Annotated in this window: 31 protein-coding genes; 7 read left to right on the top strand and 24 right to left on the bottom strand. The window is 42.1% G+C overall.

Annotated elements, in window-relative coordinates:
* Positions 1–65: 65 nt before the first annotated feature.
* The 7 genes from QM454_RS10745 to QM454_RS10715 all read right to left on the bottom strand — a co-directional run bounded on the left by QM454_RS10745 (position 66) and on the right by QM454_RS10715 (position 8,993).
* Positions 66–1,754, bottom strand: coding sequence for a methyl-accepting chemotaxis protein (locus QM454_RS10745; RefSeq protein WP_432357778.1), 1,689 nt, complete (start codon positions 1,752–1,754; stop codon positions 66–68).
* A gap of 161 nt (positions 1,755–1,915) precedes the next feature.
* The gene (locus QM454_RS10740; protein ID WP_432357776.1) at positions 1,916–2,599 is read right to left on the bottom strand and encodes a GNAT family N-acetyltransferase; all 684 of its coding nucleotides are present in this window, start codon (positions 2,597–2,599) and stop codon (positions 1,916–1,918) included.
* Positions 2,596–3,708 (bottom strand): mandelate racemase/muconate lactonizing enzyme family protein, encoded by a 1,113-nt coding sequence (locus QM454_RS10735; protein WP_432357773.1) that lies wholly within the window; start codon positions 3,706–3,708, stop codon positions 2,596–2,598. Before QM454_RS10735 ends, QM454_RS10740 begins: the two co-directional genes overlap by 4 nt.
* Before the next feature lie 157 nt (positions 3,709–3,865).
* Positions 3,866–5,710, bottom strand: coding sequence for an SLC13 family permease (locus tag QM454_RS10730; RefSeq protein ID WP_432357770.1), 1,845 nt, complete (start codon positions 5,708–5,710; stop codon positions 3,866–3,868).
* Between the two features lie 109 nt (positions 5,711–5,819).
* Positions 5,820–6,548 (bottom strand): hypothetical protein, encoded by a 729-nt coding sequence (locus QM454_RS10725; RefSeq protein WP_432357767.1) that lies wholly within the window; start codon positions 6,546–6,548, stop codon positions 5,820–5,822.
* A gap of 54 nt (positions 6,549–6,602) precedes the next feature.
* Complete coding sequence (locus QM454_RS10720) at positions 6,603–7,757, bottom strand: hypothetical protein (RefSeq protein ID WP_432357766.1); 1,155 nt, start codon at positions 7,755–7,757, stop codon at positions 6,603–6,605.
* 27 nt (positions 7,758–7,784) lie between these two features.
* Positions 7,785–8,993, bottom strand: coding sequence for a hypothetical protein (locus QM454_RS10715; RefSeq protein ID WP_432357764.1), 1,209 nt, complete (start codon positions 8,991–8,993; stop codon positions 7,785–7,787).
* 203 nt (positions 8,994–9,196) lie between these two features.
* Here QM454_RS10715 and QM454_RS10710 point away from each other — a divergent pair, with 203 nt between their 5' ends.
* Positions 9,197–10,102 (top strand): AEC family transporter, encoded by a 906-nt coding sequence (locus QM454_RS10710; RefSeq protein ID WP_432357761.1) that lies wholly within the window; start codon positions 9,197–9,199, stop codon positions 10,100–10,102.
* Positions 10,103–10,186: 84 nt separating this feature from the next.
* Here the strand turns inward: QM454_RS10710 and QM454_RS10705 are convergent, their stop codons facing one another.
* The 4 genes from QM454_RS10705 to QM454_RS10690 form a co-directional block, all read right to left on the bottom strand.
* Positions 10,187–12,226, bottom strand: coding sequence for a TRAP transporter permease (locus QM454_RS10705; protein WP_432357759.1), 2,040 nt, complete (start codon positions 12,224–12,226; stop codon positions 10,187–10,189).
* Positions 12,219–12,740, bottom strand: coding sequence for a DUF1850 domain-containing protein (locus QM454_RS10700; RefSeq protein WP_432357756.1), 522 nt, complete (start codon positions 12,738–12,740; stop codon positions 12,219–12,221). The genes QM454_RS10705 and QM454_RS10700 overlap by 8 nt, the downstream gene beginning before the upstream one ends.
* A gap of 94 nt (positions 12,741–12,834) precedes the next feature.
* Positions 12,835–13,815, bottom strand: coding sequence for a TAXI family TRAP transporter solute-binding subunit (locus tag QM454_RS10695; RefSeq protein WP_432357753.1), 981 nt, complete (start codon positions 13,813–13,815; stop codon positions 12,835–12,837).
* A 181-nt stretch (positions 13,816–13,996) separates the two neighbouring features.
* Entirely contained in the window at positions 13,997–14,539 is a 543-nt protein-coding gene (locus tag QM454_RS10690) for a phosphatidylglycerophosphatase A family protein (RefSeq protein ID WP_432357750.1), read from the bottom strand.
* 182 nt (positions 14,540–14,721) lie between these two features.
* Here QM454_RS10690 and QM454_RS10685 point away from each other — a divergent pair, with 182 nt between their 5' ends.
* The 3 genes from QM454_RS10685 (at position 14,722) to QM454_RS10675 (ending at position 16,477) form a co-directional block, all read left to right on the top strand.
* The gene (locus QM454_RS10685; protein WP_432357748.1) at positions 14,722–15,447 is read left to right on the top strand and encodes an alpha/beta hydrolase; all 726 of its coding nucleotides are present in this window, start codon (positions 14,722–14,724) and stop codon (positions 15,445–15,447) included.
* Positions 15,448–15,523: 76 nt separating this feature from the next.
* Positions 15,524–16,039 carry a YjcG family protein gene (locus QM454_RS10680; RefSeq protein WP_432357745.1) on the top strand — a complete coding sequence of 172 codons (516 nt, stop codon included), beginning with the start codon at positions 15,524–15,526 and terminating at the stop codon, positions 16,037–16,039.
* Positions 16,040–16,042: 3 nt separating this feature from the next.
* Entirely contained in the window at positions 16,043–16,477 is a 435-nt protein-coding gene (locus QM454_RS10675; RefSeq protein WP_432357744.1) for a GNAT family N-acetyltransferase, read from the top strand.
* Between the two features lie 85 nt (positions 16,478–16,562).
* Here QM454_RS10675 and QM454_RS10670 read toward each other — a convergent pair whose 3' ends face one another.
* The 7 genes from QM454_RS10670 to QM454_RS10640 all read right to left on the bottom strand — a co-directional run bounded on the left by QM454_RS10670 (position 16,563) and on the right by QM454_RS10640 (position 19,841).
* Positions 16,563–16,868: a hypothetical protein gene (locus QM454_RS10670; RefSeq protein WP_432357742.1), complete on the bottom strand. Its 306-nt coding sequence runs from the start codon at positions 16,866–16,868 to the stop codon at positions 16,563–16,565.
* Positions 16,869–17,102: 234 nt separating this feature from the next.
* Complete coding sequence (locus tag QM454_RS10665; RefSeq protein WP_432357739.1) at positions 17,103–17,351, bottom strand: stage VI sporulation protein F; 249 nt, start codon at positions 17,349–17,351, stop codon at positions 17,103–17,105.
* Positions 17,352–17,369: 18 nt separating this feature from the next.
* Complete coding sequence (locus tag QM454_RS10660) at positions 17,370–17,504, bottom strand: YjcZ family sporulation protein (protein WP_432357737.1); 135 nt, start codon at positions 17,502–17,504, stop codon at positions 17,370–17,372.
* Positions 17,505–17,614: 110 nt separating this feature from the next.
* Positions 17,615–17,968, bottom strand: coding sequence for a stage V sporulation protein AE (gene spoVAE, locus QM454_RS10655; RefSeq protein WP_432363958.1), 354 nt, complete (start codon positions 17,966–17,968; stop codon positions 17,615–17,617).
* 18 nt (positions 17,969–17,986) lie between these two features.
* The gene (locus QM454_RS10650; RefSeq protein ID WP_432357734.1) at positions 17,987–18,988 is read right to left on the bottom strand and encodes a stage V sporulation protein AD; all 1,002 of its coding nucleotides are present in this window, start codon (positions 18,986–18,988) and stop codon (positions 17,987–17,989) included.
* Positions 18,982–19,437: a stage V sporulation protein AC gene (gene spoVAC / locus QM454_RS10645; RefSeq protein ID WP_432357731.1), complete on the bottom strand. Its 456-nt coding sequence runs from the start codon at positions 19,435–19,437 to the stop codon at positions 18,982–18,984. Before spoVAC ends, QM454_RS10650 begins: the two co-directional genes overlap by 7 nt.
* Positions 19,437–19,841, bottom strand: a complete 405-nt coding sequence (locus QM454_RS10640; RefSeq protein WP_432357728.1) for a hypothetical protein — start codon at positions 19,839–19,841, stop codon at positions 19,437–19,439. The genes spoVAC and QM454_RS10640 overlap by 1 nt, the downstream gene beginning before the upstream one ends.
* A 119-nt stretch (positions 19,842–19,960) precedes the next feature.
* On the opposite strand from QM454_RS10640, the gene QM454_RS10635 reads away from it, so the two are divergent.
* Positions 19,961–20,527, top strand: coding sequence for a CotY/CotZ family spore coat protein (locus QM454_RS10635; protein ID WP_432357726.1), 567 nt, complete (start codon positions 19,961–19,963; stop codon positions 20,525–20,527).
* A gap of 116 nt (positions 20,528–20,643) precedes the next feature.
* Here the strand turns inward: QM454_RS10635 and QM454_RS10630 are convergent, their stop codons facing one another.
* Both QM454_RS10630 and mgtE read right to left on the bottom strand, forming a co-directional pair.
* Positions 20,644–20,967, bottom strand: coding sequence for a hypothetical protein (locus QM454_RS10630; RefSeq protein WP_432357723.1), 324 nt, complete (start codon positions 20,965–20,967; stop codon positions 20,644–20,646).
* 123 nt (positions 20,968–21,090) lie between these two features.
* Positions 21,091–22,464 carry a magnesium transporter gene (gene mgtE / locus QM454_RS10625; RefSeq protein WP_432357721.1) on the bottom strand — a complete coding sequence of 458 codons (1,374 nt, stop codon included), beginning with the start codon at positions 22,462–22,464 and terminating at the stop codon, positions 21,091–21,093.
* 88 nt (positions 22,465–22,552) lie between these two features.
* Here mgtE and prpE point away from each other — a divergent pair, with 88 nt between their 5' ends.
* Entirely contained in the window at positions 22,553–23,293 is a 741-nt protein-coding gene (prpE, locus tag QM454_RS10620; RefSeq protein WP_432357718.1) for a bis(5'-nucleosyl)-tetraphosphatase PrpE, read from the top strand.
* Here the strand turns inward: prpE and QM454_RS10615 are convergent.
* From QM454_RS10615 to QM454_RS10600, 4 genes are read right to left on the bottom strand one after another with little or no spacing between them, the layout of a single operon-like run.
* Positions 23,277–24,272 (bottom strand): RluA family pseudouridine synthase, encoded by a 996-nt coding sequence (locus QM454_RS10615; RefSeq protein ID WP_432357716.1) that lies wholly within the window; start codon positions 24,270–24,272, stop codon positions 23,277–23,279. The two genes, prpE and QM454_RS10615, sit on opposite strands and share 17 nt — an antisense overlap.
* A complete protein-coding gene (locus QM454_RS10610; protein ID WP_432357713.1) occupies positions 24,205–25,005 on the bottom strand; it encodes an NAD kinase in 801 nt (266 codons plus the stop codon). The genes QM454_RS10615 and QM454_RS10610 overlap by 68 nt, the downstream gene beginning before the upstream one ends.
* The gene (locus tag QM454_RS10605) at positions 24,977–25,678 is read right to left on the bottom strand and encodes a GTP pyrophosphokinase (RefSeq protein ID WP_432357710.1); all 702 of its coding nucleotides are present in this window, start codon (positions 25,676–25,678) and stop codon (positions 24,977–24,979) included. The genes QM454_RS10610 and QM454_RS10605 overlap by 29 nt, the downstream gene beginning before the upstream one ends.
* A 22-nt stretch (positions 25,679–25,700) precedes the next feature.
* Positions 25,701–26,087, bottom strand: coding sequence for a hypothetical protein (locus QM454_RS10600; RefSeq protein WP_432357707.1), 387 nt, complete (start codon positions 26,085–26,087; stop codon positions 25,701–25,703).
* Between the two features lie 144 nt (positions 26,088–26,231).
* Between QM454_RS10600 and QM454_RS10595 the strand changes: the two genes are divergently transcribed.
* Positions 26,232–26,933, top strand: coding sequence for a lytic transglycosylase domain-containing protein (locus QM454_RS10595; RefSeq protein ID WP_432357704.1), 702 nt, complete (start codon positions 26,232–26,234; stop codon positions 26,931–26,933).
* Positions 26,934–26,987: the final 54 nt, after the last annotated feature.

Here is a 26,987-nt window from a genome sequence, read left to right as displayed (position 1 = left end):
AGAATCATTTTACTGACGAATGTAAAAAGCCTCCACGCCATTGGATACGGCATGGAGGATCTTAGTTAGACTGTAAAACGTCCCATATCGTTTTGTAGTTTTTCTGCTACTTCGGAAAGCGTCTGCGCGCTTGATGCGATTTCCTCGTTGGATGCCAATTGCTCCTCAGTCGCCGCGCTCGTCGACTGTGCTTCGACTGACGCTTGCATTGCAAGGTCTTGCACAGTTTTTGCACTCTCTGCTACTCGCTCACTCATTATGCGAATTTGTTCAATTGCAGCGGAAACTGTCCCGACTTTATTACTTACATCATTTGCTGCTACCTCAATCTCGTTGAAGATTTTATTCGTCTTGTCCGTAATTGCTAATCCTTCATTGACACGTTCTATACCAGCTTCTGTACTATTCACTGCCGAAGTGACGTTTTGAATAGTGACGTCAATCATTCGACCAATTTCTGCAGCAGACGTTTTCGACTGTTCAGCAAGATTTCGCACTTCATTCGCTACAACAGCAAAGCCTTTGCCCTGTTCTCCTGCGCGAGCCGCTTCAATCGCTGCATTTAACGCTAAAAGATTTGTCTGCTCGGCAATGTCCGTAATGAGCCCTGTCACATTCCGGATATTTTCTGAATGTATCGCTAAATTAGTAATAATATCTGCCGATTGCTGAATAGATGCCGATATGCTAGACATCTGATTCGTTACATCCTCCATAAGGTCCGCACCTTCTCCGACAAGTTGGGATACTTTATCTGAAGAAGCAAGCATCTTTTCATTATCATTTGTAATTTGATGAATGCCGCTCGACATTTCACCCATTGCATTCATCGATTCATTCACAAGATTTACTTGCATATCACTGGCTAATAAACTCTTTTCAGCGATTTCAGCGACCATTTCGGAAGAGGCTAGACTTTCTTCCGAACTTGCCGTCAACTGTTCAGCTTGAGTTGCCAATTGATGAGACGAATCCCTTGTGTTCATAATAATACTACGTAAATCAGTTTTCATTTCGTTAAAGGCTGTCGCCATTTCGCCAATTTCATCCCGGTTTTTAATATGTAACGGCTCCATTGCGAAATTGCCTTGAGCAAGTTGCTTTAAAGCGTTTGTCATTTTTCTGACGGGATTTGTAATCGTATTACTAATAATATATGCAATAATAATACTTAAAATAGTTACAAAGGCGAGTACACCAATAATGAAAAAGCCAATCGTCGTTACTCTTTTTTCAATCTCTTCCTGAGCATCGAGCATCTCCTCACGTTCGTAGGAAATCAATCTATCCACTTGCCTAACAATAAGCGTCTGATAAGGTTCCGCTTCTTCAGCGTACTTTAATGCTTCCTCATCTTCTGCTTTATGGAAAGCTGCGAGTGCTTTTTCAGAAAGATTGCTATATTGCTCAGATGCATTTTTTATTTCATTAATCAACGATTTACTTTCTTCTGACTGAAGGGATGTATCTATTTCATTCACGATTTCATCAAATGAATGAAGTAAATCGCTGCGGTTCGTCAAGTATTTTGTTTCTTTATAAAGTAAGTATCCACGCAATTCATTCGAAAGTTCTTTTTGATTTGTTGATAACTTCTCTAATAGGACAACCTTTTCCATTTGGTCATCAATAAGCGACTTGTACTTCTCACTAATGTCGGGAATCATTAAATACGTTAAAACTCCCGAAGTGATCATTAAGACTAATAGTAATAGAAAGCCTGTCCACAACTTTTTCCTTACTGAATATCGCATTATTTTCCTCCTACAATATATATAGCCAACTAACATTATAAGCTACTAGTATTGACTTAGGTAGTAAGAATATGGAAAACAGTCGACCACGCCTCGGAAATAGTTAAAATCAATTGAAAAAACCATGCAAATCCATTATGAATTTGCATGGCCATTTCATGTTATCTCTTTTTTTGAAGTTTTACTTTCCATACCCCATTATCTTCTTCAAGACCAACGCCAATCCATCCATCTTCCAGTAAGCATTGCTGCTTCTTGACATCTGACATTTCAGCCATCGCTGCGAGCGTCTCAAGCTCTTCTGTCCTATGCAAATCTTTCATTAACGTGTAACGCAAAAGATTTCCATATTTCTTTTCTACATTAATAATATACATGCCTAACGAAAATTTATCTTTCAAACTTGCGATATTGAAAGGGGCAACTGTTGTGAACACATATCGATGACGAGTCGTGTCGACATTCTCCATGAGTAGTTCGCCAAGTATTCGTTGCAAGCTATTCCCTCTATAATCCGGGTCAACATTCGTCACTTCAGAGTATAAGACGGATGGCAATTCAGAATCGGACAAGCCGGCATCCTTTCCTAAATGATGCTCGTCAATTTCCGGTTCTAGCATTGCCCTAAATGCGATGAGCCGGTCGTCGTGAAACGCACCGATCATTGAGCCGTTGCCGTTCAAGATGTAAAGGAATTCGTCTTCGGACAACGGTTGTAAAAAGGAAGTAACCTGTAATGTCGCAATCACTTTTTCCTGCAACTTTATTATTGTGTTAAGGTCATTTTGGGTCAAGCTTCGTATTGTAACTGCTTGACCATTTCTTAATATCATCTCTTTCTTCATCCGATCACCTTCTCTGAGAAGACCGTCAATTCATTCAAAATAGTTTCATCCACATCTACACCGAGACCAGCTTTTTCCGTCAAGCGGATGAACGGCACGTCGTACTTCAAGTTTCCGATGTCTTTGCTGAATTTTAATGGACCGGTCAATTCGACGCTTGTCATGATTTTTTTGGAAAATGCAACATGGAACCCTGCTGCTGAACCGACTGATGATTCGACCATCGAGCCGACTTGGCATTCAATTCCTGCCATTTCCGCCATGTGGGCAAGTTTCATCGCTGGATAAATACCACCACATTTCATAAGCTTGATGTTTACTTTGTCCGCGGCACGTTTAGCAATGATTTCCCGCATTTCACGAATTCCTCTTAGGCCTTCGTCAATCATGACGGGAACGGAAGTTTTCGATTTAATTTCTACCATTGCATCGATGTCATCCGCTTTTACAGGTTGCTCGAGCCAATCGAGTGAACAGTCTTCAAGTTTTCTTAACGCTTGTAACGTCGTTGAACTGTTCACCCATCCTTGGTTCACGTCGATGCGAATGGCAATCGACTCCCCTACACGTTCACGAACGGCTTGGATACGTTTCACATCTTCAGTAACGTCCGTACCGACTTTCATTTTTAATGAACGATAGCCTTCTTGAACACGCTGTTCTGCTTCATCCGCCATATGAGCAGGCGTGCCAATGCTAAGTACGTGTGTAATCGGGAATTCGTCGTGATACCTTCCGCCCAACAGATCATAGACAGGGATGCCCAACGCTTTTCCGACTACATCATAGCAAGCGATGTCAATCGCGGCTTTCGCTGAAGGAACGCCATAAATTTCAGCATCCATGCGCTCATGAATTTTTTCCATTTGAGCAGGATCCATGCCAATTAACTTCGGCCCAAGCGTATTTTTCAACACCGCAAAAGTACTTTCCCAGCTTTCACCCGTAACATGCTCATCGGCTACAGCCTCCCCGTATCCGACTACACCCGTGTCCGTCGTTAGTTTGACGATGATTGAAGGCATCGTATCATATGTTGCATAGCTAATGATGAATGGTTCGTTTAACGGTAAGTGGATTGCATATATTTCGATTTCTTTTATTTTCATCGTAGTTCTTCCTTTCGCAATGGCAAATGTATTTTATTATTGTAACATTGTCGGGTTTACGGGGAAAGAATGATTCTTTAATGAAAAAACAAAAACGGCGGGAACTACCACCCCACCGTTTCACACAATAATATTAACTTATTCGATGCCAATAGAATTAAAGCGGAAACAGTATCGGAATGGCGATCATCATGACAACGAGCATGATTAATTGAAGCGGCACGCCAATCTTCACGAAATCCTTGAACTGATATCCGCCTGCCGTCATGACGAGCGCGTTTGTCGGTGAGGCGACCGGCGTGGAGAACGCCATGCTTGCCCCAACCGCGACTGCAATTAGAAACGGATAAGGGCTTACACCGATACTGAGGGCGGCACTTAATCCAATTGGCGCAAATAGGACCGCCGTTGCGGTATTGCTTATGAACTGGCCGAACGTCATCGTTAGCAAGAAGATGCCTCCTAGAACGCCCAATGGACCGAGTCCGCCGAGCAATTGAATGATTCCTTCAGAAAGCAGCACCATTCCGCCCGTATTTTCGAGCGCAGTTGCCATTGGTAGCATCGCGCCGATTAGGACGATGCTTTCCCAGTTAATTTGGCCGTATGCGTCATCCATGTTTCGTACACAGCCAGTTAATATCATCAACGTTGCGCCAATAAGCACCGAGATGACCGCAGGAAACACTTCGAACACCATGAGGAGTACCATTAAAATCATAATTGCCCCTGCAATGGACGCCTTGCCGCTCGCTGCCGCCATGCTTGCATGCTCTTTCGGTTGTCCGATGACGACTACATTCCTCGTTTCACGGGATAGCAATTCAATTGATTCCCAAGATCCTTGCACGAGAAGAGCGTCCCCGAAACGGAGCCTTTGCTTCGACATTTCTTTCACGACGTACTTCCCTTGCCGATTGATACCTAATATATTCAAATTGTATTTTTCTCGGAAGTTGATTGTGCGCAAGGTTTCATTGATAAAATTCGAATGTGGAGTGAGAAGCACTTCAGCGATGCCTAGCTGCTTCGATACGAGTTCATCTGTCTCGGACGTTGCTTGTTCAATGGATAATCCATAGTCTTCAACAAACTTTTCTACATTTTCGGCCGAGCCTTGTACATATAAGACATCCTTCGGTTGGATGATACTATTCGGTCCGGCCATTTCCTGATAGGTCATCGGCATTAAATTTAAGCCTTCTGTCGATTTTCTACTTATTTTCAAAATGCATAATTGGTAATATGCCGGAAGTTTCAAAAGTGCGAGCCGCTTTCCAATCATTTCAGATCCTTCCGGTACTTTTACTAAAAACAACTTTCCACCGAGGTCATAGTCACGCGCCAATCGTTTTGTCGACAACTTTTGGACGTGATTGGAATTCGATGCGCCCTTTCCTTTCGGCAACAACGTATTCCGGACCGCAAATAAATAGATGATACCGACGATAACTCCGATGATGCCAATCGGGGTAATTTGAAAAAAACGTAGTTTTTCATATCCATTATCGACGAGCATTTGACTAATGATCAAGTTAGGCGGCGAAGCAATTAGCGTGAGCAATCCTGAAAAGCTTGCCATATACGAAAGCGGAATTAGATACTTCGACGGGCTACTTTTTATACTAATCGCAATGCTAATGACGATTGGCAACATGAGGGCAACTGTCCCAGTATTGCTCATGAACGCGCCTACAGAAGCGACAATGACGAGCAAGAGAATGAATAGCCGTTTTTCGCTATCTCCTGAATACCGTAATAATAATCTCCCTGCCATTTGGGCAAGACCTGTCCGTAAAATCCCCGCTCCGATTACAAAAAGAGCGGCAATCATAATGACGACAGAGTTTGAAAATCCTGAAAGTGCTTCTACAGGTGTCAAGATTCCCGTTAAGACGAATGCGAGCAAGGCGAGTATCGCAACGAGATCCGCGCGTATTTTATTCGTCATGAATAACACGACTGTAATCCCTAAAATGAAAAATGTCAGAGTGAGTTCCACAGCAACCGGATCCCTTCATGGAAGTGTTATCTTCATTTTAATATAGACGGGAGAAAAGCGCTTGCTAAATAGGCACTTTTCAGTGAACATTTGGCTCACAATCCAGCATTCATTCCAACGGCTCGAAATTGACGACACTTAAATGCTTAATCCTCAGTTTTTGACCGTCTTTCAATTGGACTCGGCTCTCTGATCTAATCGGATCACCTCCGATGATTTCAAACAGAAGCGGCTCCTTCTCTCTTTCATGGATTTCCAAGTAGCCCAATCCTGATGGACTTGTCACGATATATTCCCCGGATTCAATATCCAACCCGACCTCCCAAATGCCTGCCGACAGTTCAGTAAACAGCGCTGTTGGCATAGGTGCGAAACTAACGTTATCATAGCCACCGTCTGCAAAAACAGTATATGTCTCCTCAATATCGACCGTTAAACTGTTGACTCCCCCTACATATCCTACAATTTCACGTGTGACAAGATCATCATTTTCATCGTAAATAAAAATGTTTCCTACAGGGTATCCCGAAATGGTATATCTTCCTGGCTGAAGAGTAACCTTAGTACCTTTTTTCGTTAAAACTACTCTTTCCAAGTTTTTAGCGTTTTCATTGCTTCGATTCACTGTATTGAAAATTGCCGGATTCACCTTCCCAATTAAGGCATCTTTTTCAGAACCGATGATTTCAAAGTTTTTTTCATAGGGACCGTTTTTTTCAAATTTTGATTGTTGCAAATGCTGACAGCCTGTAAGTAGCAGTATACATGAGGCGATAAAAAAAGATGTATTCACTTTGCCGCCTATCTTTTCAAACCATTTCTGCATATCATTTATCATAATACTTCACCGTTCCTTATTTTTTCCAATGAAGTCGCAAAATCATCTATCCCGTCATTTTGTATTTAATGCAACTTCTCCCTTTCGAATGTATTGCAGTTTATTGCGCACGTATAGAACAGCTGCAGCTATAAGATTGAGCCCAACTAACCAACTAAACGAATGTTTAAAGTCCAATTTTTCAATACCAAATTCCAAAGCCGCATCTCCATTTAAAACGGAACCGATATCGACAAACTTCAATGGATACAGCCAATTGAATGTAACTCCTGCTACACTCATCAGATCAGGCAGTAGCAAAATGACAAGCATCGTCAGAATTGTCGCGTATAAATTTCTGGTCAAGACATTGATTAGAACAAATACTAGCAACAAAAATAACGCAATTAACGCAAACGCAATAAACATATAAGTTAAATAACGTATTGTCGATACTGCAATGAAATCCATGTCTTGATAAATAAGGACAGGCGAGATGAAATTTCCCCATTCCGTTTTTCGGGCGACATAATATCCACCGATGAGCACGCCGATAACAAGAAAAACCATCACTTGAGCTAAATGGATGGCCACCTTTCCGCTTACCTTCTGCATAAAGGATACTGGAAAACCGCCTACAACAGATCGATGTTGCTGGTCATTCAATAATATGCTGCTTGCAATGATTAAGACGAAAAGACAAAATAGCAGTCCGCTCAGCATGTTTAACGCGACCGGTAAATAATTACTTGCCACAAAGGGATTAGGGATAAGTGGCAAGTCATGTAACTTGTAATATTGTAAAACCGACAATTCTTTTTGAATTTCTTCCTTCGGAATAACAAAGTCCGGATGGATTCCTCTGTTACCCGACTCGTGTAATTCAAGACGCAATTCATTCAACTTAATGCCATCTTCAATATATTTGTCATAATCGTCTTTCTTCCACAAGTAAAACCTTTGCATATTAATTAACGAAGATTGTTGAGTCAAATTATTATAAAACTCTTCCCCTTCTGCACTTACCCTCAATTCTTCAGGAAACCCATTGAAGATTGTAAACATATGCTGCGCTTCCTCATTTTTTTGCTTCTTCAAATCTTTTATTTCGATTTGACTGTAATGGGAATAGTACAAAGGGAAAAACAGGATAAGACCTATGCCTAGTAACCAATTTTTTCGATTATGGAGCAATAGTTTCGCTTCAAATAGTAAATACTTCCAAAACATAATTATATCCTTCCTCGTTACATATTTTTACGCATAATAGAATCGACGTTTATTAATAATCTTTGACAAAATGAAGATTACAAGTTCTATAACAGCGACCGTGACGAGCAACACGATAATTCCCTTCATATAGGATATCGTTTCTGTGTTCAGTAGGAAGTTCTTTTCTCCATCTACAATTTTCCCAAAATCGAAATACGTTTGAGGGTAGAAACTAATGTCAATTCCGAATAACTCCCTTGTCGTCCTTGAAACAAATAGTCGGTCTAAGAAGAGGATAAAACTGCTGAATAAAAGAACGAGCCATTCATTTTTAAATAGAAGACCCAAAATGACATTCAATCGGATAAAGAGAAAGATTAATAGAGGAACAACTAATAATGTTTTCCCTAAAAAAACAGCGATTGAAATGACATCGTAATCCTCAATTTTGAAGGTTTTTTGTGCAATCATGATTGGCACATGTAAATCAAAATAGCCAAAACCAAATTGAACACTCATAATGAGAACCCCTACGATAAGTGTTCCTACTACAACGAGCAATGAATAGAAGAATGTTGATAATGATTTCATATTCAATTGGCGATACCAGGATAATGGAATTCCTTGTAGAACCGACCGATATTTTCGATCTCTTGATAATAGATCACTGCTGAAATAGATTGCACAAAATAAGATAAATAGAATCCCATTTGTTTGCAGGAACTTTTGCATTACTTGCAACCCTGTCTTCTCATACATTAACCCATATGTAATTGGGTAATCATTTGCTAAGTAATCCTCATATCGCATCATTGTTTGCTTATATAAATGAGACCTATCCTTCCCTGGAAATGGAGATAGCGCGAAAAGATTTTCATCCGACGTATATTCGTATTCATTCCCCTGAAGGGAAAAATTCCTTAAATATAGAAACCGGTGATAGTTCTTGTCCTCATAAGCCGTAAGCAATGCTTGGTTCAATTTATAATAATATGCGTTTATGGCATAGACAGGCATACCCGTAAACAAAATTACGCCGGTATTCCCCTTTTCTTCCCTATATTTTTGCTCTACTTCAAGATCTGTTAAAAAAGCCCTAACCTCGTTAGGTTCATACGTCTCTTTTGTTTTTTCATTCGGCAACAGAACCAGACAGTAACTTAACAACAATACACCGATAAATAGAATGAAAGGAATGTTACGTCTGCTTCTTAATGTAATAAGAAATTCATGTTTCAAATAATTTCGGTTCATCCCAGCTTCCCCTTTTGTTTTCAAAGTATTGATTTTCTGTATTATTATTATTTAATTCTACTATAACGCACTTTCAAAATATTTCAATAGTTTATAAGGGTTTAAGAAAATGAACCTATTCATTCAATAGTTGTACACATGGCTAATTTTCCACTTTATGTTTAGAATATTTATATATATATATTTTGGGGGAGTTGGACAACGTGGAGCTTCTTTTCATCATTTTCCCGGTATTTTTTATTTTCGCAGTTGGATTTATTGGACAAAAGCTGATTGGATTCGATATTAAATCGATTTCAACGACCGCCCTTTATTTAATGTCACCGTTTCTTGCTTTTCGAACTTTTTACGGAAACCCGCTTACGTGGGACTATTTTTACATAATACTTTTCAGTTTGCTTTTATCTCTTATTCTCTTCTTTCTCGTCGTAGTTACCGCCAAGTTAATGAAGGCTTCCCGCTCGGAGCGATCAGCGATGATTTTAGGCGGCGTGTTTATGAACAGCGGCAATTACGGGGCTCCTGTCGTTCTGTTCGCGTTAGGCGCAGTTGGATTCGACTATGCGGTCATTATGATGGTGTTCCAATCCCTTTTGATGAATACATTTGGCATATTTTTCGCTTCGATTGGAAGTGATGAACGGGCTTCTTGGCAAGATGCATTGCAACGCGTCATTCGGATGCCTCTTATTTACGCGGCATTGCTCGGCGTTTGCTTGCAAGTATTCGATATCCAATTGCCTATAGCGTTAATGGAGGGCATCAGTTTAGTCGCAGACGCTTCAATTCCGACAGTTATGCTCGTTTTAGGAATGCAACTCGCTGCGATTGCGAGAAAAAAGGTTACATATAAGTATGTGACGGTCGTTACAATGATCCGCATGGTTGCATCGCCAATTATAGCGGCCCTTATATTACTGTTTCTTCCTGTGAATGACGTCCTTCGGGCAGTTTTAATTATTCAAGCATCCATGCCGGCAGCTGCAAATACGACGATGTTTGCATTACAGTTCGGAACAGAGCCTGATCTCGTTTCCTTCACGACATTCGTGACGACGATAATTAGCATGGTGACGATTCCAATAATTTTACTTCTAGTAGGTGTGTGAATAGGGTAAGTACTTTATTTACGGCAACGAAAAAGGCTGTCGAAGTTGTCTAATTGACAACCACGACAGCCCTTTATTATTTTATTATGCGACTGCAGCTTTATTTTTTTCGTTATTGTCTTTTGTTTTCCACTGGATTGCAAATTGGATGACGAACAAAGACAAACCTATGATGTCGGTGATTGTCTCAGGATATATTAACAATAGTCCTGTAACCGTAATGATGATTCGTTCAATCCAATTACATTTCCGATACCAATAACCGATCATCCCCGCCCCGATCGCAATCATTCCGACGATGGCGGTGAATACGACCCATAGTATTTCAAGTAGACTCGCGTCAATCATAAGCATTGCTGGATTGAAGACAAACATATATGGAATGATGAATGCCGCAATCGCAAGCTTCGCAGAAACGACTCCCGTCTTGATCGGATCCCCGCCAGAAATGCCTGATGCGGCAAATGCTGCCAGTGCAACAGGAGGCGTAATATCCGCGATGATTCCGAAATAGAACACGAACAAGTGAGCAGAGATAGCAACTACAACCGGAATTGTAGTACCAGCTCCCATTTCTCCTCCCATAAGCAACAGAATGATGGCAGGTGCGGCAATTGTGGACGTAATGACATAGTTTGCCGTCGTTGGTGAACCCATCCCTAATACAAGTGCCGCCAGCATCGTGAAGATAAGCGTCAATAGGATATTACCGCCCGCTGCTGAAACGAGACCATTTGCAAGGCTGAGCCCCAATCCTGTTTTCACAACGACACCGACGATGATACCCGCACAAGCCGTAGCCGCGGCAACGGCCAATGCAGTTCGCGCCCCGTCAACGAGCGCCATAATAATATCTTTCGGTCCGAGTCTCGTTGATTTATCAAAGAAGCTAACAACTAACGTAAGAACAATCCCCAATAATGCAGCCTTCATTGTTGGAATCCCTAATAATAGGAATAGGATAATCCCTAAAATCGGCAATAGGAGGTAAATCTTTTTCAATGTTGCCTTTCGATCAGGCATTTGGTCAGGTGACATACCTTCTAGCCCGACACGCTTCGCTTCGAAATGTGTCATGATCCAAATTCCTGTGAAGTAAAGCAATGCAGGAATTGTAGCCGCTTTGGCAATTTCCCAGTACGTAATACCGCCGATGAATTCGACCATGAGGAAAGCCGCAGCCCCCATTATCGGTGGCATAATTTGTCCGCCTGTAGAAGCAGCCGCTTCTACACCACCGGCGAATTCCTTACGATAGCCTAACTTTTTCATCATCGGAATTGTATAGGAACCCGATCCGACAACGTTTGCAACGGAGCTCCCGGAAATCGTCCCTTGCAATGCACTTGAGAAGATCGCAACTTTTGCAGGTCCGCCTGTCAAACGTCCAGCTAAGACGACAGCCAAGTCATTAAAGTAATTCCCCACACCGGTTTTCACAAGGAATGCACCGAATAACAAGAAGACGAAAATGAAAGTAGCAGAAACGCTAATAGGCGTTCCTAAAATACCATCCGTCGTGTAAAACATAAGCTGTACAATGCTTTTCAAGTCTTGACCGCGGTGCGCTAGGAATCCCGGGAAATACGGTCCTAAAAACGCATAAATTAAGAAAGACGTTGCGATAATTGTAATCGGCAAACCGACCGCACGTCTTGCAGCCTCCAATGTTAATAAAATCGCCACAATTCCGATGAACAAATCAATGTCCGATACCCTGCCGACACGGAATACGAGATCACCATAAAATAGCGGCCAATATAATCCGACAGCAATAGCAAGCAACGATAAAATGACATCATAAAAAGGCACTTTGTCTTTCTTAACACCCGGTTTTTTAACAGCCGGGAACAATAGAAAAATTAAAGAGAGAGCGAATCCTAAGTGAATGGAACGCTGAATGTAAGCAGTGAACGGCGTTCCAATAGATGTATATAATTGGAACAAGGAAAATGCTAATAATCCAGCAAAGATGATGACTTTAACTATCCCTTTCGTATTCCGCGTATTCGATTCGGGATCATATTTTTGAAGAATTTCAAGCTGCTGTTCTTCCGTCAGCATTTCAATATTTTCTAATTGGGACTCTTGCTGAGTTTTTTCCCGATTGTTATTGTTAGCCATTCATTTTTACTCCTTTCATCAATTGGTAGAATGATTGGCGTTGCACACGAAATGTGTACGATTTTCCTCTAGTCAAATAGGTTTTCAAATCCACTTCATGCCCTTTATACCGAAAAGCCAAGTCTGTGTTGACATCGCCTACGAAGAGGACAAATGAATTAATAATGTTATTCTCATAAGTAAGCGTATACATTCCATCTTTGACAGACAACGACTGCCCTTCTTCGGCATAGCCAGGCAATCCGATTCCAACATCTTCATATTGCATCGATAGTAATTGAATGTCATTTTCATCGGTGAGCCGATACGTTTCAATGACATCAGTTAAGAAGATGGAGTGGACATAACGTATTTGAAAGTCGAGCTCATCCTCCATTTTGAGATAATAGGTTTCTGGATGAACCGTTCGATGTTCTGTAAAGGTGAACACCTTATGTATCGGTAGGAAAAAATAGACGAGGACAATCAACAATGCAGATAGTAGAATGGGGAGAATTACTTTCTTCTTTTTCATCCTTTTCTCCCTTTCTCGGTAGCAATGAAGAATGGGACGGCTGAAGCATATAGCTTAGCTTCACCGCCCCGTTCAACTATTGATTTGTATTCAATTATTTTTGTTCGTCAAAGTATTTTTGAGCGCCTGGGTGAACAGGGATACCGATACCGTCAAGACCTGTTTCCGCTTTGATGAACGCGCCTTTTGGATGCGTCAGTTTCGAAGCATTATCATAAATCGCTTTTGTAATTTCATAAGCAAGGTCTTCAGGAACATCGTTCTGAATGATCAACATTGCACCAACAGAAACAGTCGGCGTGTCTGTTGCAATTCCATACGTTCCTGCAGGAATAACTTCTTTTGCATAGTATTGATATTTTGAAATTAATTCGTCAGCTTTTGCATCAGAGACAGGAACAATGTAAACTTGAGCGTTTGCGTTCAAAGCTTCAACCGCGCCAGTTGGAGTTCCTGCAGTGATGAATGCAGCGTCAATTTGACCAGCTTGCAAGCTCTCTTGAGATTCACCGAAATCCAAATCTTGTGGTTGGATATCAGACATTGACAATCCGTGGATTTCAAGAAGTTGCTCAGCGTTTGCATACGTACCTGAACCAGGTGCACCTACAGAAACCTTTTTACCTTTTAGGTCTTCAAACGATTTGATGCCAGATTTCTCTAATGTAACTAATTGAACTGTTTCAGGATAAAGAGCACCGATTGCCGAAACGTTGTCGATAACTTCCCCGTTAAACATCATTTCACCTACTGATGCATAGTAAGCAATATCAGTTTGTACGAAAGCGATTTCAGCACTACCGTCTTTTAACGCAGTCATATTCGCTGCAGATGCTTGCGATACTTCCGCAGTCGTTTTAATACCCGTTTCTTGAGTGATAATATCTGCAAGTGCTCCGCCAAGTGCGTAGTATGTACCTTGCGTACCACCTGTCAAGACACTTAGGAAATCGTAATCTTCTTTTGTTTTTTCTGAGTCGTCCCCTTTACTAGAATTCCCTGAATTACATGCAGAAAGAACTAGCAATGCAATCATCGAAATAAAAGCAAGAATACGGAATTTTCTCTTATTCATGACTTTCTCTCCCCTTTTAGTCTATAGTTGTTTTGTAACTTAAAAACTATTCTAACATGAAAGCGTATTCAACTGTCAATGTTTCTATTAAAATATTTTTTTGACACTTGCAAGCGGTTTCAATAAAAACCAAAAAGGAAGACGAACTATATTCGTCTTCCCTTCAGTATGATCTTTACTGTTAATTGCCATCATCCAAAAAAGTAATACCCGCTTCATCCATATCTCTCTTCCGGTGAGCAAGCCGAGATGCGGCACATGACGCAACGCTTGCGACGAGATCATCAAGAAATGTATGGACGCCATTCCCTTTTTTCGTATCTAGTTCATTAATGATGCCAATTTTGTTTTTATCGAGATGTCCGAATGTAGTTACGGCAATAGATCCGTAAGTAAAGACGGCCCCTAGTGCAATTGTTTCATCCACACCGAAAAGACCTTCATCCGATTGAACAATCTGTTGGAGCGGTGCGGAAAGTTTTCCTTGTTCGGCAAGCTCATCCAATTCGATTCCGACGAGAAGTGCATGTTGAAGCTCCCTCTTCCTCAACACTCTTTCAACCGAATCTACACATTCAGCAAGTTCGAGTCCTTCGTTATAAGGTACTTGCATTTCATAAACAATTTTTGCAATGTCCTCCAATGTAACGCCTCTTCGTAGTAATGCATCTTTTGTAGCTTTTGCTACAACATCGGAATGGACAATGTTTTTTCCAGTGCACATCTCTTATTACCTCCAATTTCTATCTTTCGCCCGTCACGTATAATATGACGAAAGGCTCTGGGATGTTTGTACAAATTACGATTTGCATCTTTCAACAATGCAACTCGCTATCCAAGCATTATACCTGTACTTGCGCTTATGTTACAATCTTCTTACATCATACAACTGGGAGGACCTACCCGATGGAATATGGAAAAATTGAAGAAATCCTTTTTTACAGCGAGGCGCTTGATGAGGAAATGCAACTTCTCATCCATTTGCCACATCAGTATTCACCACTTTACAAATATTCAGTTCTGATCGCTTCCGATGGGAAAGATTATTTTCAATACGGAAGGATTGGACGTGTCGTGGATGAATTAGTAGACGAAGGTGATATCAATAATATGATTGTCGTTGGCATACCATATAAAAGCGTGAAGGAAAGAAGAAGGATGTACCATCCCGAAGGAGATCGGCATAAAGATTATATCCGTTTTCTTGCACATGAGCTTGTCCCTTTCATTGACGAGAATTACCCTACGTACCAAGTAGGCGCAGGCAGAGGGTTAATTGGCGATTCATTGGCAGCAACAATTTCGCTCTTAACCGCCTTAAAATATCCGAACTGTTTCGGGAAGGTAATTCTCCATTCCCCGTACGTCGATGATACTGTGATGGCAAAGGTGGAGGCTTTGAAAGATCCATCCGCTTTTTCAATTTATCATGTCATCGGTGAAGAAGAAACGGAAGTGAAAACGACTCAGGACGGCACCCAGGATTTCCTCACGCCGAATAGGGAATTAAATAAGTTGATTAAAAGAAAAGGGTTTTCATACTTCTATGAAGAATTTAAAGGTGACCACACATGGAAGTATTGGCAAAAAGACGTTCGAAGAGCAATTAAGGAATCCTTCCAATACGATTGATTCAGTACAAAGAACAGTTCGGTCTGCTATAATTATTTACAAGATGTTTGAAAACATTCACAAGGAGGTTTTTAGTATGAAATATGGTATTGTAGCTTTCCCGTCAAAAAAACTCCAAGACTTAGCAAATGGGTACAGGAAACGTTATGACCCACATTATGCACTTATTACACCTCACATGACGATCAAAGGTGTATTTGAAGCGAATGACAAAGAAATCGAACAAGTAGCGGAAGCTATAAAAAAGGTTGTACGTAACCATAAACCTTTTGAATTGAAAGTGGAAAAAGTGAGCACATTTGCTCCAATTACGAATACTATTTTCTTCAAAGTAATCCCTAATGAAGATATCCTTACGCTTCATAAAGACTTGAATGAAGACTTTTTTGGTGAAAAACCTGAATATTCATTCGTCCCACACATTACAATTGGCCAAAAACTAAATTCCGGAGAGCATGATGATATTATCGATCAAATTAAGATGTTCGGTGTAAACCATACCGAAACAATCGACCGCATCCACCTTCTCTATCAACTTGAAAACGGATCTTGGACAGTTTATGAAACTTTCAGACTTGGCGAGGAAAGTTGAAGAGTGATTAACGTTAAGATTGCTCAATCCGATCGTGAACGGGAAGATGCGTATGATGTGCGGAAAAAGGTTTTTGTAGAAGAGCAAGGGGTACCTATTAGTCTTGAAATTGATGAGTACGATAAAACGGCAGCCCATTTCATTGTCTATAATGATGAGAAGCCGATTGGGGCCGGTCGCATCCGTGAGATTGGACCGGGGATTGGCAAAGTCGAACGGGTATGTGTGTTGAAGGAATTGCGTGGGAAGCATTTAGGAAATTTGATTATGCATGAACTTGAAAAATATGCAAAATTAGTAGGGATGACAAAAGTTGTCTTGAATGCTCAATCGTATGCTGTTCCATTTTATGAGAAGCTTGGGTATTCGGTCACTTCACCCGAGTTTATGGATGCTGACATTCCGCACCGCGCAATGGAAAAGGAGATTACTCCTTAATTGCCTATTAGCCAATTGCAAATAGAAGAGCAGATTCCGCAATCCTGATACAGATTGCAGATCCGCTCTTTTTTTATATTTATAATTATATATACTCGTTAATTGTAAGGCCTTTCCCGATAAGTTTTGTAATTTCCGACGATAGATTGGCAGGATTCGGATTGATAAATTCCTTCATATATGGAGGAATTGGCTTGACGGTGACCGCTTTCCTTTCCACCATAACTCGTTCCTTCTCATCGTGTAGCGAATGCTTAAATTTACCCATCACGTCCAGATTCAATTCCACTTTTTCTATACGACCGATATGCGCATAATTGTTACGTACTGCATTCATTCGATTCGCGTATAGTTCGGCTTGTATGTGCTGAACTGGTAATATATAGCCCATTTCCCCACACCCCTTTACAATTATCCTCACTTATCCTTTACCCTTTTTACTAGTGTATGAAACGTAGTAGTTGGAAAATGATTGAAGATAACTAAGTGTGGGGATTAAGGGTTATCGTCTAGCTTCAGGGGGCAGCTACTCGGGTCGCTTCGATCTTGAAGATAAAGGCAAAAAGCGCCTTTATTTCAAGCTCTCCAGCGCCTGTCGTAGCTAACCGCCCCCTTCCGCTTTTGGTTATCCCATCATTCGTTGGATATCATTGAAATTTACAGAGTTGCCGTTATTGACGATTGACTTTACGAGCTCATCTTCCATATGCGGCGGGACTTCTTTATTTGCTAGTCGGCCTACTTTTCTAACGATTTTCCGTACTTGACGTTCGTCACTAAAATCTGCATATTGGATTGCATTTGCCAATGCAAATACTTCTTCCATCGGAACGCCGGTTTTCGATTCTATCTTTTTGAAAAACGAATCATTCATACTGTTTCTCCCTCCTCCTTAGACAAAGGTAGCGCCAACGATGATTAGCAAGATGAAGAGAACAACAATCAGTACGAAAGTAGAACCGCCATATCCTCTTCCATGCCCGCCATATCCTCCGCCGTAACCGCCAGGATAGCATCCACCGAACATAAAAAATCCCTCCTTCCCTTCCGTCTATCCTATGCAGATAGCGGAGAGAAGAAGGGGGCGTTTGCACAGATAATTTTCTCTTACCAATACAAACGCATACTAGGCTCTACTTAAATATTGCCCTTCGGCTTGAAAATAAATGATGCGATGAATCCAAAAAGAATTGCTGCGCTAATTCCAGAACTTGTTACTTCAAACATTCCAGTCAAAACGCCGATAATACCATGTTTTTCAGCTTCCGCCAACGCACCGTGTGTCAGAGCATTACCAAATGAAGAAATAGGAATCGTCGCACCTGTACCCGCAAAATCAATCAATGGTTCATACAATCCAAACCCATCCAACACCGATCCCGCTACGACAAGAGTGCATAACGTGTGTGCCGGCGTCATTTTTGCCACATCAAACATTAGCTGTCCAATGACACAAATAAGGCCGCCGACTATGAAGGAGGTAATGTAAATCGAAAACAATAAGACCACTCATTTCATCGTTAGTTCGACCGCGTGAGCGATACACGGGATCGTATCTCCTTGCTGGTACGACAGTGGTGATAGCAATGCTCCCGTCGCAATTAGTAAAACTTTTTTATATTCTTTATCCTTTATCTTTTGATAGACTTCTGAAAAATAAACGGCGGCAGAACATCCCGCTCCGCTTGCTCCAGCCATAAAATCAGGATTATTGCCGTAAAACTCCATGCCCGCATCACTGAAATTATCAAATTCCGTAATACCTTGGTTTTTAGCCAGCTCCTTAAAAATCGAAAAGCCAACCGTAGCTAAATCTCCAGTCATAATTAAATCATAGTCACTCGCTGAAGTTCCATGTCCCTCCAAATGTCGCTTCAGCGTATCTGCTGCGGCAGGTGCCATCGCTGCTCCCATATTCAAAGGATCAGTCATTCCCATATCAATTGCTCTGCCAATCGTTCCACATACAATGGAAGGAACTCCATCTTGAAAAGGTGTAACAGCCGCTGCCCCAGCTGCTGTCACAGTCCATTGGGCAGTATCGCCTTTCTGTGCTCCGTATTCAATCGGATATCGGAATTGCCGTTCGATAGCATTATGCTGGCTGGACGAACCTGCAATCGCTATTTTCGACATATTCGCCTCCGTCAACAGTGCGGCGAGGAGCAAGGATGAGACAGATGTTGCACATGCTGAAAACATGCCGATATAAGGAATTCCTACCGTTGTCGCAAAAAAATTCGATGGCGTCATCTGATTGACAAGATCCCCTGTCAATAAAAAATCGGCATCCGACGGAATTTTATCGATTTTGCTAAGGGCAATCATACAGGCGTCTTCCATCAATTTGGAATGCCCCTGTTCATTCGTCTTCATATCGCATCGTTCATCTTCATAAATTTTGTCGAAGCTTGCTTGGAAAGGGCTTTTCTTTTCCAGCGGCCCTGCTGTTACGCCGGTTGATACAATCGAAGGCATTGATGGGAATGTCAACAAGCCTTTCATTACCATGAAACGACCCCCATCTTCACTAAGATTGTCTTAACGAGCGCTACAATAAAGGCGGAGAAAACACCGTATAAAATAACTGAACCCGCTAGTTTGAAAATATTCCCACCAACTCCCAATACAAATCCTTCCGACCTATGCTCAATCGCAGCAGCCACAACCGCATTACCGAATCCAGTTATCGGAACTGCTGCACCTGCTCCACCAATCTGTCCGATTTTTTTATATGCGCCAAATCCTGTCAGCAACATGGATATGAAAATCATCGTCGCCGCAGTCGGATTGCTTGCTGTCCGTTCCGTAAAGTCGAAGAAGGTCATATAGAAAAGCGCAATGAACTGTGCGATAAGACAAATGATACCTCCTACGAGGAATGCTTTAATACAATTTTTAAGTAGCGGCGGTTTCGGGGTGATTCCTTGCTCTAGCTTCGCGTATTTCTTTTTGTCCATTACGTCTCTTCCTCCGCTAGTGAAATCAATTGTTCGATTTTCTTTTTCAATCCCTTTTCATCATTTTTCAAGATGAGTTTATTCGTCTCCGTTAATATTTTACTGTCCGCTGATACGAAAACTGATAAATCCGGGTAATCCTCTTTCAACTTTTTTTCAATTTCAGTGGCAATCTTCCTTTTATTAAACCTGGAAAAGGTTTTCACACGAATACCGACGAGCAATTGGTCTTCGTGAAAAAGGGCAGCAACCCCTTTAAGGCGATCATCTTTCTTTAATAACTGTTCAGCTTTGCCTACGTCTTCATCCGAGCGATTTTCAAACTTGTACTCATTTGGAATACATCCGGACAGCAGAAACAGTACGCATAGCATTGTTATCCATTGACGACGAATATCCACCATCCCCTTTTTTTAACAGTATGGCAGTTGCTCTTGTTTTTTATTCACTACGTGATGTTTGCCCGAGCCCTGAACAATCATCCGCATAAAGTATAGGGAGTTGAGAAAAGGAGGTGGAATGAATGGGATGTGGAAGAAATGAAGATGTCAGTGATGTACGGGATGGACGGCGCCATGACAATTGCATTTGCGAGGTCGTTCGTGCCATTAAGCGTGTGCAGGATATTCGCGATGATCTCGATTGCGACGACTGCAGAACTGACTGTTTCCTGACTCCGCTCGGTAGCCTTGTAAGCCCTGCACGACAACGGGCCAATACGCGTGTCTTCATGCTATTGGACGAAAAAGGTAATCCATTCAAAGCAATGTTCAAAAGAAGAAGAAGGTTCGATGAGACTGATCTCGCACCGGCCTCCGAACAAGGTCGAAGAGACTGTGCAACATGTTTCTCGATATTCTTCAGAGTTCAAAATATTTTCGACAATTGCTGCGCAACAATTCAAGTTCTTGAACCGCGTGATTCCAGAGGTAGAAAAGTCGACTTGTTCAAAGGTGGCAAATTGGATCTCGATGCAGTTTGTGAAGTGGAAAACTTCGAAGCGACAGGCACTTGCGTTACTGTTGATTTGAAATGCTTCTGTGCAATCCAATGCGTGAAAGACGTTTTCATCGATTGTGACGACGATTGAAGGAATAACCTGTGATGCTAACTCTGCCCGACCGAACCCCGGTCGGGCAGTTTTTCGTTTGCACGGAATAAAAGAATAATATAAAAAGGTGGACCGCTCAATGTCGGTCCACCTTTTTATAATTTACTATCAAATGGCTGCCCGCGCCATAAAACGTCTTCAATCTTTGCGATTTCTACTTCAGTAACGACATCATCGGCTTCAATCCATAGAATGTCATCCTCCACTTTATGAATTGTGCCTTTGACGACATCGCCTTCCACGATAAATTGAAGAGGCTTATATGCCTGCTTCCGGAAAGGTTCGCTCAAATAGCGTATTTTCCCCATAATAGCGGGGTTAACAACGTGGCTTGCTGTTTGAACGGATGGTTTAACTTCGATTGTTTCCCATGCTGATTCATCGTTTGGGACGAAGACGGACGTGCTTTCTTCTTCCAAGACGGCCACCTTTATATAAACAGGAGGCCCCTGCACAAATAGTAACGGCTCATTGTTGGAAATGTCGATTCCCCCTTTTTCCCGTAGTATATGCGCCTAGGGGGAATGAAGTTCTTTCCTCAATCAGAGGCTACCGATGAACAGCGTTGCTAAGCCAAGATAGATGATGATACTAATAACGTCATTCAATGTCGTAATAAATGGGCCAGATGCGACGGCCGGATCGATTTTCATTCTGTGCATGAACAGCGGTATGAATGAACCCGAAATTGTTGCGACAAAGATAGAAACTAATATTGCCGCACCGACGAGCAATGCAATAATAATTTCATGTTTCCAAATGAAAATAAGGCCGACGACAAAGATGGCGCAAATGAGCCCTGTTATGAGACCAGTGCCTGCTTCTCGTAATAATAACTTGAATTTGCTTTCATCTTCAACGTCACGAGTTGCAATTCCTCGTACCGCAACCGCCAACGCTTGTGTACCGCTATTTCCCGCGGTTCCAGCAATTAACGGAATGAAAGCTGCTAGCAAAGCAACTTGCGAAATCGTATCGGTGAAAAGATCGATTAAGTTCGCAGTTAGCATACCAAGCACTAACAGGATAATAAGCCATGGAATCCTCTTCTTCGCAGCTGAAAGCGACGTCTTGTCAAAAGAATCCATATTCGATACAGCAGCAAGTTTGGAGTAGTCATCAGATGCTTCTTCATCTAAAACGTCGATTACGTCATCGACTGTAATGATTCCTAACATGTGTTGCTGGAAATCGACGACTGGAACTGCTAGCAAGTTATAGTCTTGGGTCGTCCTAGCGACGTATTCCTGGTCATCTGAGACGAGCACACTGACGACACGTTCATTCATAATGGACTGTATTAACGTGTCCTCATCTGTAATGATCAAATCTCGAAGCGAAACGACGCCTGTTAGACGGTTATCTTCATCAACGACGAAAACATAATAGATCGTCTCTGCAGAAGGGGCTTCATTCCGCAAAATTGTCATCGCAGATCGTACAGTTGAGTTTTGAGGAATCGACACGTATTCCGTTGTCATAATCGAACCGGCGGTATACTCTTCGTAATGCAAGAGGGATTTGATTTGTGCAGCCGCTTCTTTATTCATTAACGTTAAATAACTGGCGATTTGTGCCTTATCAAGTTCTTTCAGGACGTCAACCGCATTGTCGACAAACATGTGGGAAATCATATCCGAGGCATATGTCGTGTCCATCTCCCTAAGGAACTTCTTATATTCGCCTTCTTCGATCTCACTCGTCTCGAATATTTCTGCCAACTCTTTCGGAGAGAGGAAAAAATACATTAACTTTCGATGTTTTTCATCCACTTTCTCATAAAAAACAGCTCGGTCGTATGGGTGAAGCATTAAATATTCATTACGAAACGTTTTAATATCTTGCCGTTCTAATGAATTTAATAGTTTTTCTTCGTCGATAATGATTTCATCGCGAATTTCTTCATTTACAGTCATGGCTGCACCTTCCTTTCCACTCCGACATGCATGAATGTGTCGCTAAATGTATGATAATGAGTACGATAACCTTAAAAGGAGATTCGATATGAAACTGGATATTATTGGTGATATTCACGGATGTTACGATGAATTGCTGTCGCTGATTGACAAGCTTGGTTATTCATTTACGTCTGAACTGCCATTCCATAACGATGGTAGGCAACTTGCGTTTGTAGGCGATGTGATGGACCGTGGTCCGGCATCATTAAAAACACTTGAATTGATGTTCAAGTTGCAAGACAATAACACTCTTATCTATTCCCCCGGCAACCATTGCAACAAACTATATCGTCTTGCAAAAGGCAGCAACGTCCAAAAGAAAAACGGTCTTGAAACGACTGTTGCGGAATTGAATGCCTTGCCTCCAAAAGAAAAAATACGCTTCTTAGATCGCTATAAACAATTTTATGAGGCTTTGCCGCTATACGAAAATCTCGACAACGGACAACTCATTATCGCACACGCAGGGATTCGTGAAAATATGATTGGAGAACCATTTTCAAAAAAAATACAGTCGTTCGTCCTTTACGGTGATACGACCGGAGAAACGCACCCAGACGGCCGTCCCGTCAGAAGGGATTGGGCAAAAAAGTATTTTGGAGATGCTTGGATTGTCTATGGACATACTCCAGTAACAGAGGCGCGGTTCATCAACCAGACAGTCAATATTGACACGGGATGCGTGTTCGGTGGCAAGCTGACCGCAGTACGCTATCCAGAAATGGACATTGTTTCCGTCCCTTCGTTACAACCGCTCATACCGGAGAAATTTACTCACTTCGACTAATCGCATCAGGCATTAGTCGTCTTATGTCGCCAGGTAATTCGCTCGTAAAACTCAACAGCTTATTCGTCAATGGATGACGGAAACCAATCGACACGCAATGCAACGCCTGCCTCCCGATTAATGTGCGTGCGCCGCCATACAAGTCATCCCCTGCGAGCGGATGGCCGAGCCATTGCATATGGACACGTATTTGATGTGTCCTTCCTGTATGGAGCAACAAAGAGACCGAACTGTATTGCTCACCGTTTATCTCAAAACGATCGAGCACTTGGACATCTGTTTTTGCATATTGGCCATCTTGCCGGACCGTCCTTTCGATGATGCTACCATCTTTTCGACCGATCGGCTGTTCAATCGTAAAGGCGTCCTTCTTTATATACCCTTCTACAATTGCAAAATAACGGCGCTCAAAACCGATTGTTTGCATCTGTTCACTAAGTAGATGATGGATGTGACGATTTTTCGCCATGCAAACGAGGCCCGATGTATCTCTATCTAGCCTTGTTACGACGTGAACGGTCGACGGAACGTGCTCGTCGATGAACTTTCCAGCAACAAAATTGGCGACAGTTCCGCTCGGCTGATCACGCGATGGAATCGTCCCTTGGGCGGACGGCTTATCGATGACCAAAATTGCATTATCTTCATAAACGATTGCCAGATTGCCAGTTTCCGGAATGAGACCTTCACTCGGCTCTTCCGGTGGAAATTCAACTATTACGGAATCCCCTCTATTCAACAAATGTCGAACCGTCCGCTCCGTCCCGTTCACGAGCAGGCGGCCACCAGCAAATTTCACCGCTGTCAATGTTCGTTTCGAAATCCCGTGATTGTGTAGGAATTCCCGAAGAAGGACCCGATCTTGTTCAACGACGTATTCGAGAATGAACATTTTGTTATCTAGAGCTGTTTTACTCATCACTAGCAATGAACGAATCGTGGACCCTCGTCCAAAACGGGAACGGACGGAATCTACCAAAACGCACCTTTTCATCCGCCACTTTGTATTCGATTGACTTCACATCTTTATGCAAAAGCTGCAAATGATCGATTGTTACCATGAAATCCGGCCCTTTCACCGGTGTTAGCACACACGAATGATGTGCAGGCAAGATGAGAGGCGAACCGACTGTGCGGAATACGCGGTTATTAATCGAAGCCATTTCAGTTAGTTGAATTGCATGCAAAGACGGGTGGATAATCGCGCCACCGAGAGCTTTATTATAGGCGGTCGAGCCCGATGGTGTTGACATACATAGTCCGTCCCCGCGGAATCTTTCGAAATGCACACCGTTTAACTCCACGTCCATGACTAACGTCACATCAGTGGATTTAACTGTCGATTCATTAAGCGCAAGATATTTTGCAACCTTGTCAGAATGTCGGTAGTTAATCGTCACTTCGAGTAGCGGGTATTCAATGACGTTGTATTCCGTACGCGCTATCGACAGGACAAGTTTTTCCATCTCAGAAGGTTTCCAATCCGCATAAAACCCGAGATGCCCTGTATGAATGCCGATGAACGCTGTATCTTTCAAGCGATGAATATATTTGTGGAAGGCATGCAGCAACGTGCCGTCTCCTCCTACTGATAACACGATATCAGGTTCTTCTTCGTCGAAGACAAGCCCGAAATCAGTCAAATACTCCTTCGCTTCCTCTTTCAATCGATTTGACAATGGATCATTTCTCGTCTGAATGGCGAACTTCATCATGATCCCCCCTTATCCGTTTCTTTTCGCCGTAATCTCGATCGGCAGTTTCTTTGAATGCGCTAAAGTATTGTTGGGCGTCATGTATTTCATCCCGGATGAGCGACATTTCCTCATCCAACCTGAAAGCCGCCTCGGCAGCACGTTCCAGACGATGTCTAATTTCATTTGGCAATTCACCTTGATATTTGTAATTCAAGGAATGCTCAATGGAAGCCCAGAAGTTCATCGCCAATGTACGAATCTGAATTTCCGCGTAAATTGTCTTTTCACCATGGATTGTCTGGACCGGGTACTCGATGATCATATGATAAGACCGATATCCACTCGGTTTCTTATGCGAAATATAATCCCTTTCCTCTACGACTTTCATATCAGTCCGTTGCCGTAATGTGTCAACAACTTTGCCGATATCATCGACAAACTGGCACATAATACGGAGACCTGCGATATCCGGCAATTCCTCCGCCAATTCAGCAGAAGGTTGGAATGGAATGCCCTTTTCAAGCGTTTTATCATAGATGCTTGCGAGAGGTTTCACCCTTCCCGTTACGAATTCGACAGGCATATGATCGCCTTCGAGCTCATATTGCGCACGGAGCCCTTTTAATTTTACTTTTAATTCGGCAACAGCCAGTTTATACGGTTCAAGAAAATGCTTCCACTCCTTCATGAGTAGCCCCCCAAACTATAAGTTAATGTTTTTGGAGGAAGGCCTTGAATTCCTGCTCCACCGCAGTCGTGAATGCCTCTCCATAATTATCGTTTCCTTCGATGTTGTAAACGAGCATCGTCAGCTCCTCTACAAAGCCAGGCAATGAAAGCTTTTCATCCTTCCACAGAAGAGATGGTTCGTTTCCTGTTTCCAATACTCGTGCCATATATGGCCAAGTGTCTTTCGGGAAATGTATGTATGTATACCCTTCGTCAATGTCCATCAAATAAACGAAAGCTTGTTCGTCTGAATCAGTTATGATTTTCTTTGCAGGAGTTCCAGTCGGACGGTCTGCTTTTGCGTCTACTAAAAACAGAATTTCGTTGCCATTTTCTTGCCCTTCTATCACTCGGTTCTGAATTCGCATACGTCTTCTTCCTTTCAATGATCATACGTTCAGTCTACCATAGGATGGCGTCTGGTGCAGTCTGTAACATGCGTTTTTATCTCGAACTTGATATACTTGTTTTAGATACAACGCAGATCGACTTGAAAGAAAGGACGTAGCTAAATGGATGCACGCACAATACGGACATTGTTAGATATTCAGGCGATGCAGACACTAGGTTCTGTGCAAACTTTTGCAAACAAGCAAGAATCGCCGTCATCCCTATTCAGTATGATGTTCAATGATGCATTAACCGGAATGGTCGGCGATCGTATACGGACTGAGCAATTTACATTTCAGTCATTCGGTATGTTGGAAGGGGTTCAATCGATTAACAACTTGAAGTATGCAGGTCTGAACAACGTTTATTTGCCTGAAGGCCTCCAATCGGCCGTCGCCGCTTCCCGAACAAGAATCCGAAGTCATTCTGTCCCGTCGATGAAAAATGACTATAGCGACTTCATTCGAAAGGCGTCAGAAACATATAGTCTGCCAGAAAACTTAATCACATCGGTCATTAAGCAGGAATCCGATTTCAACAGCTCAGCAGTTAGTCGTGCTGGCGCGATGGGCTTAATGCAACTCATGCCGGGCACTGCGAAGCTGTTAGGCGTGAAAGACGGTTTCGACCCAGAGCAAAACATTATGGGCGGCGCGAAGTATTTACGGCAAATGCTTGATCAGTTTGGCAATATTGAACTCGCATTGGCAGCGTATAATGCCGGTCCAGGGAACGTTAGAAAATACGGTGGAATACCACCTTTCAAGGAAACTGAACAATATGTTTCCAACGTACTAAACTACTATAATCGCTTTGTAATCTGACAACTTTTCAGTTGCTGGAAGGCAATTTATTTGTGAAAGAATTGGTTGGTTGTT

The sequence above is a fragment of the Sporosarcina sp. UB5 genome (assembly GCF_050859005.1).
In the GTDB taxonomy this organism is placed as follows: domain Bacteria; phylum Bacillota; class Bacilli; order Bacillales_A; family Planococcaceae; genus Sporosarcina.
This window is presented reverse-complemented; position numbering and strand designations above follow the sequence as displayed.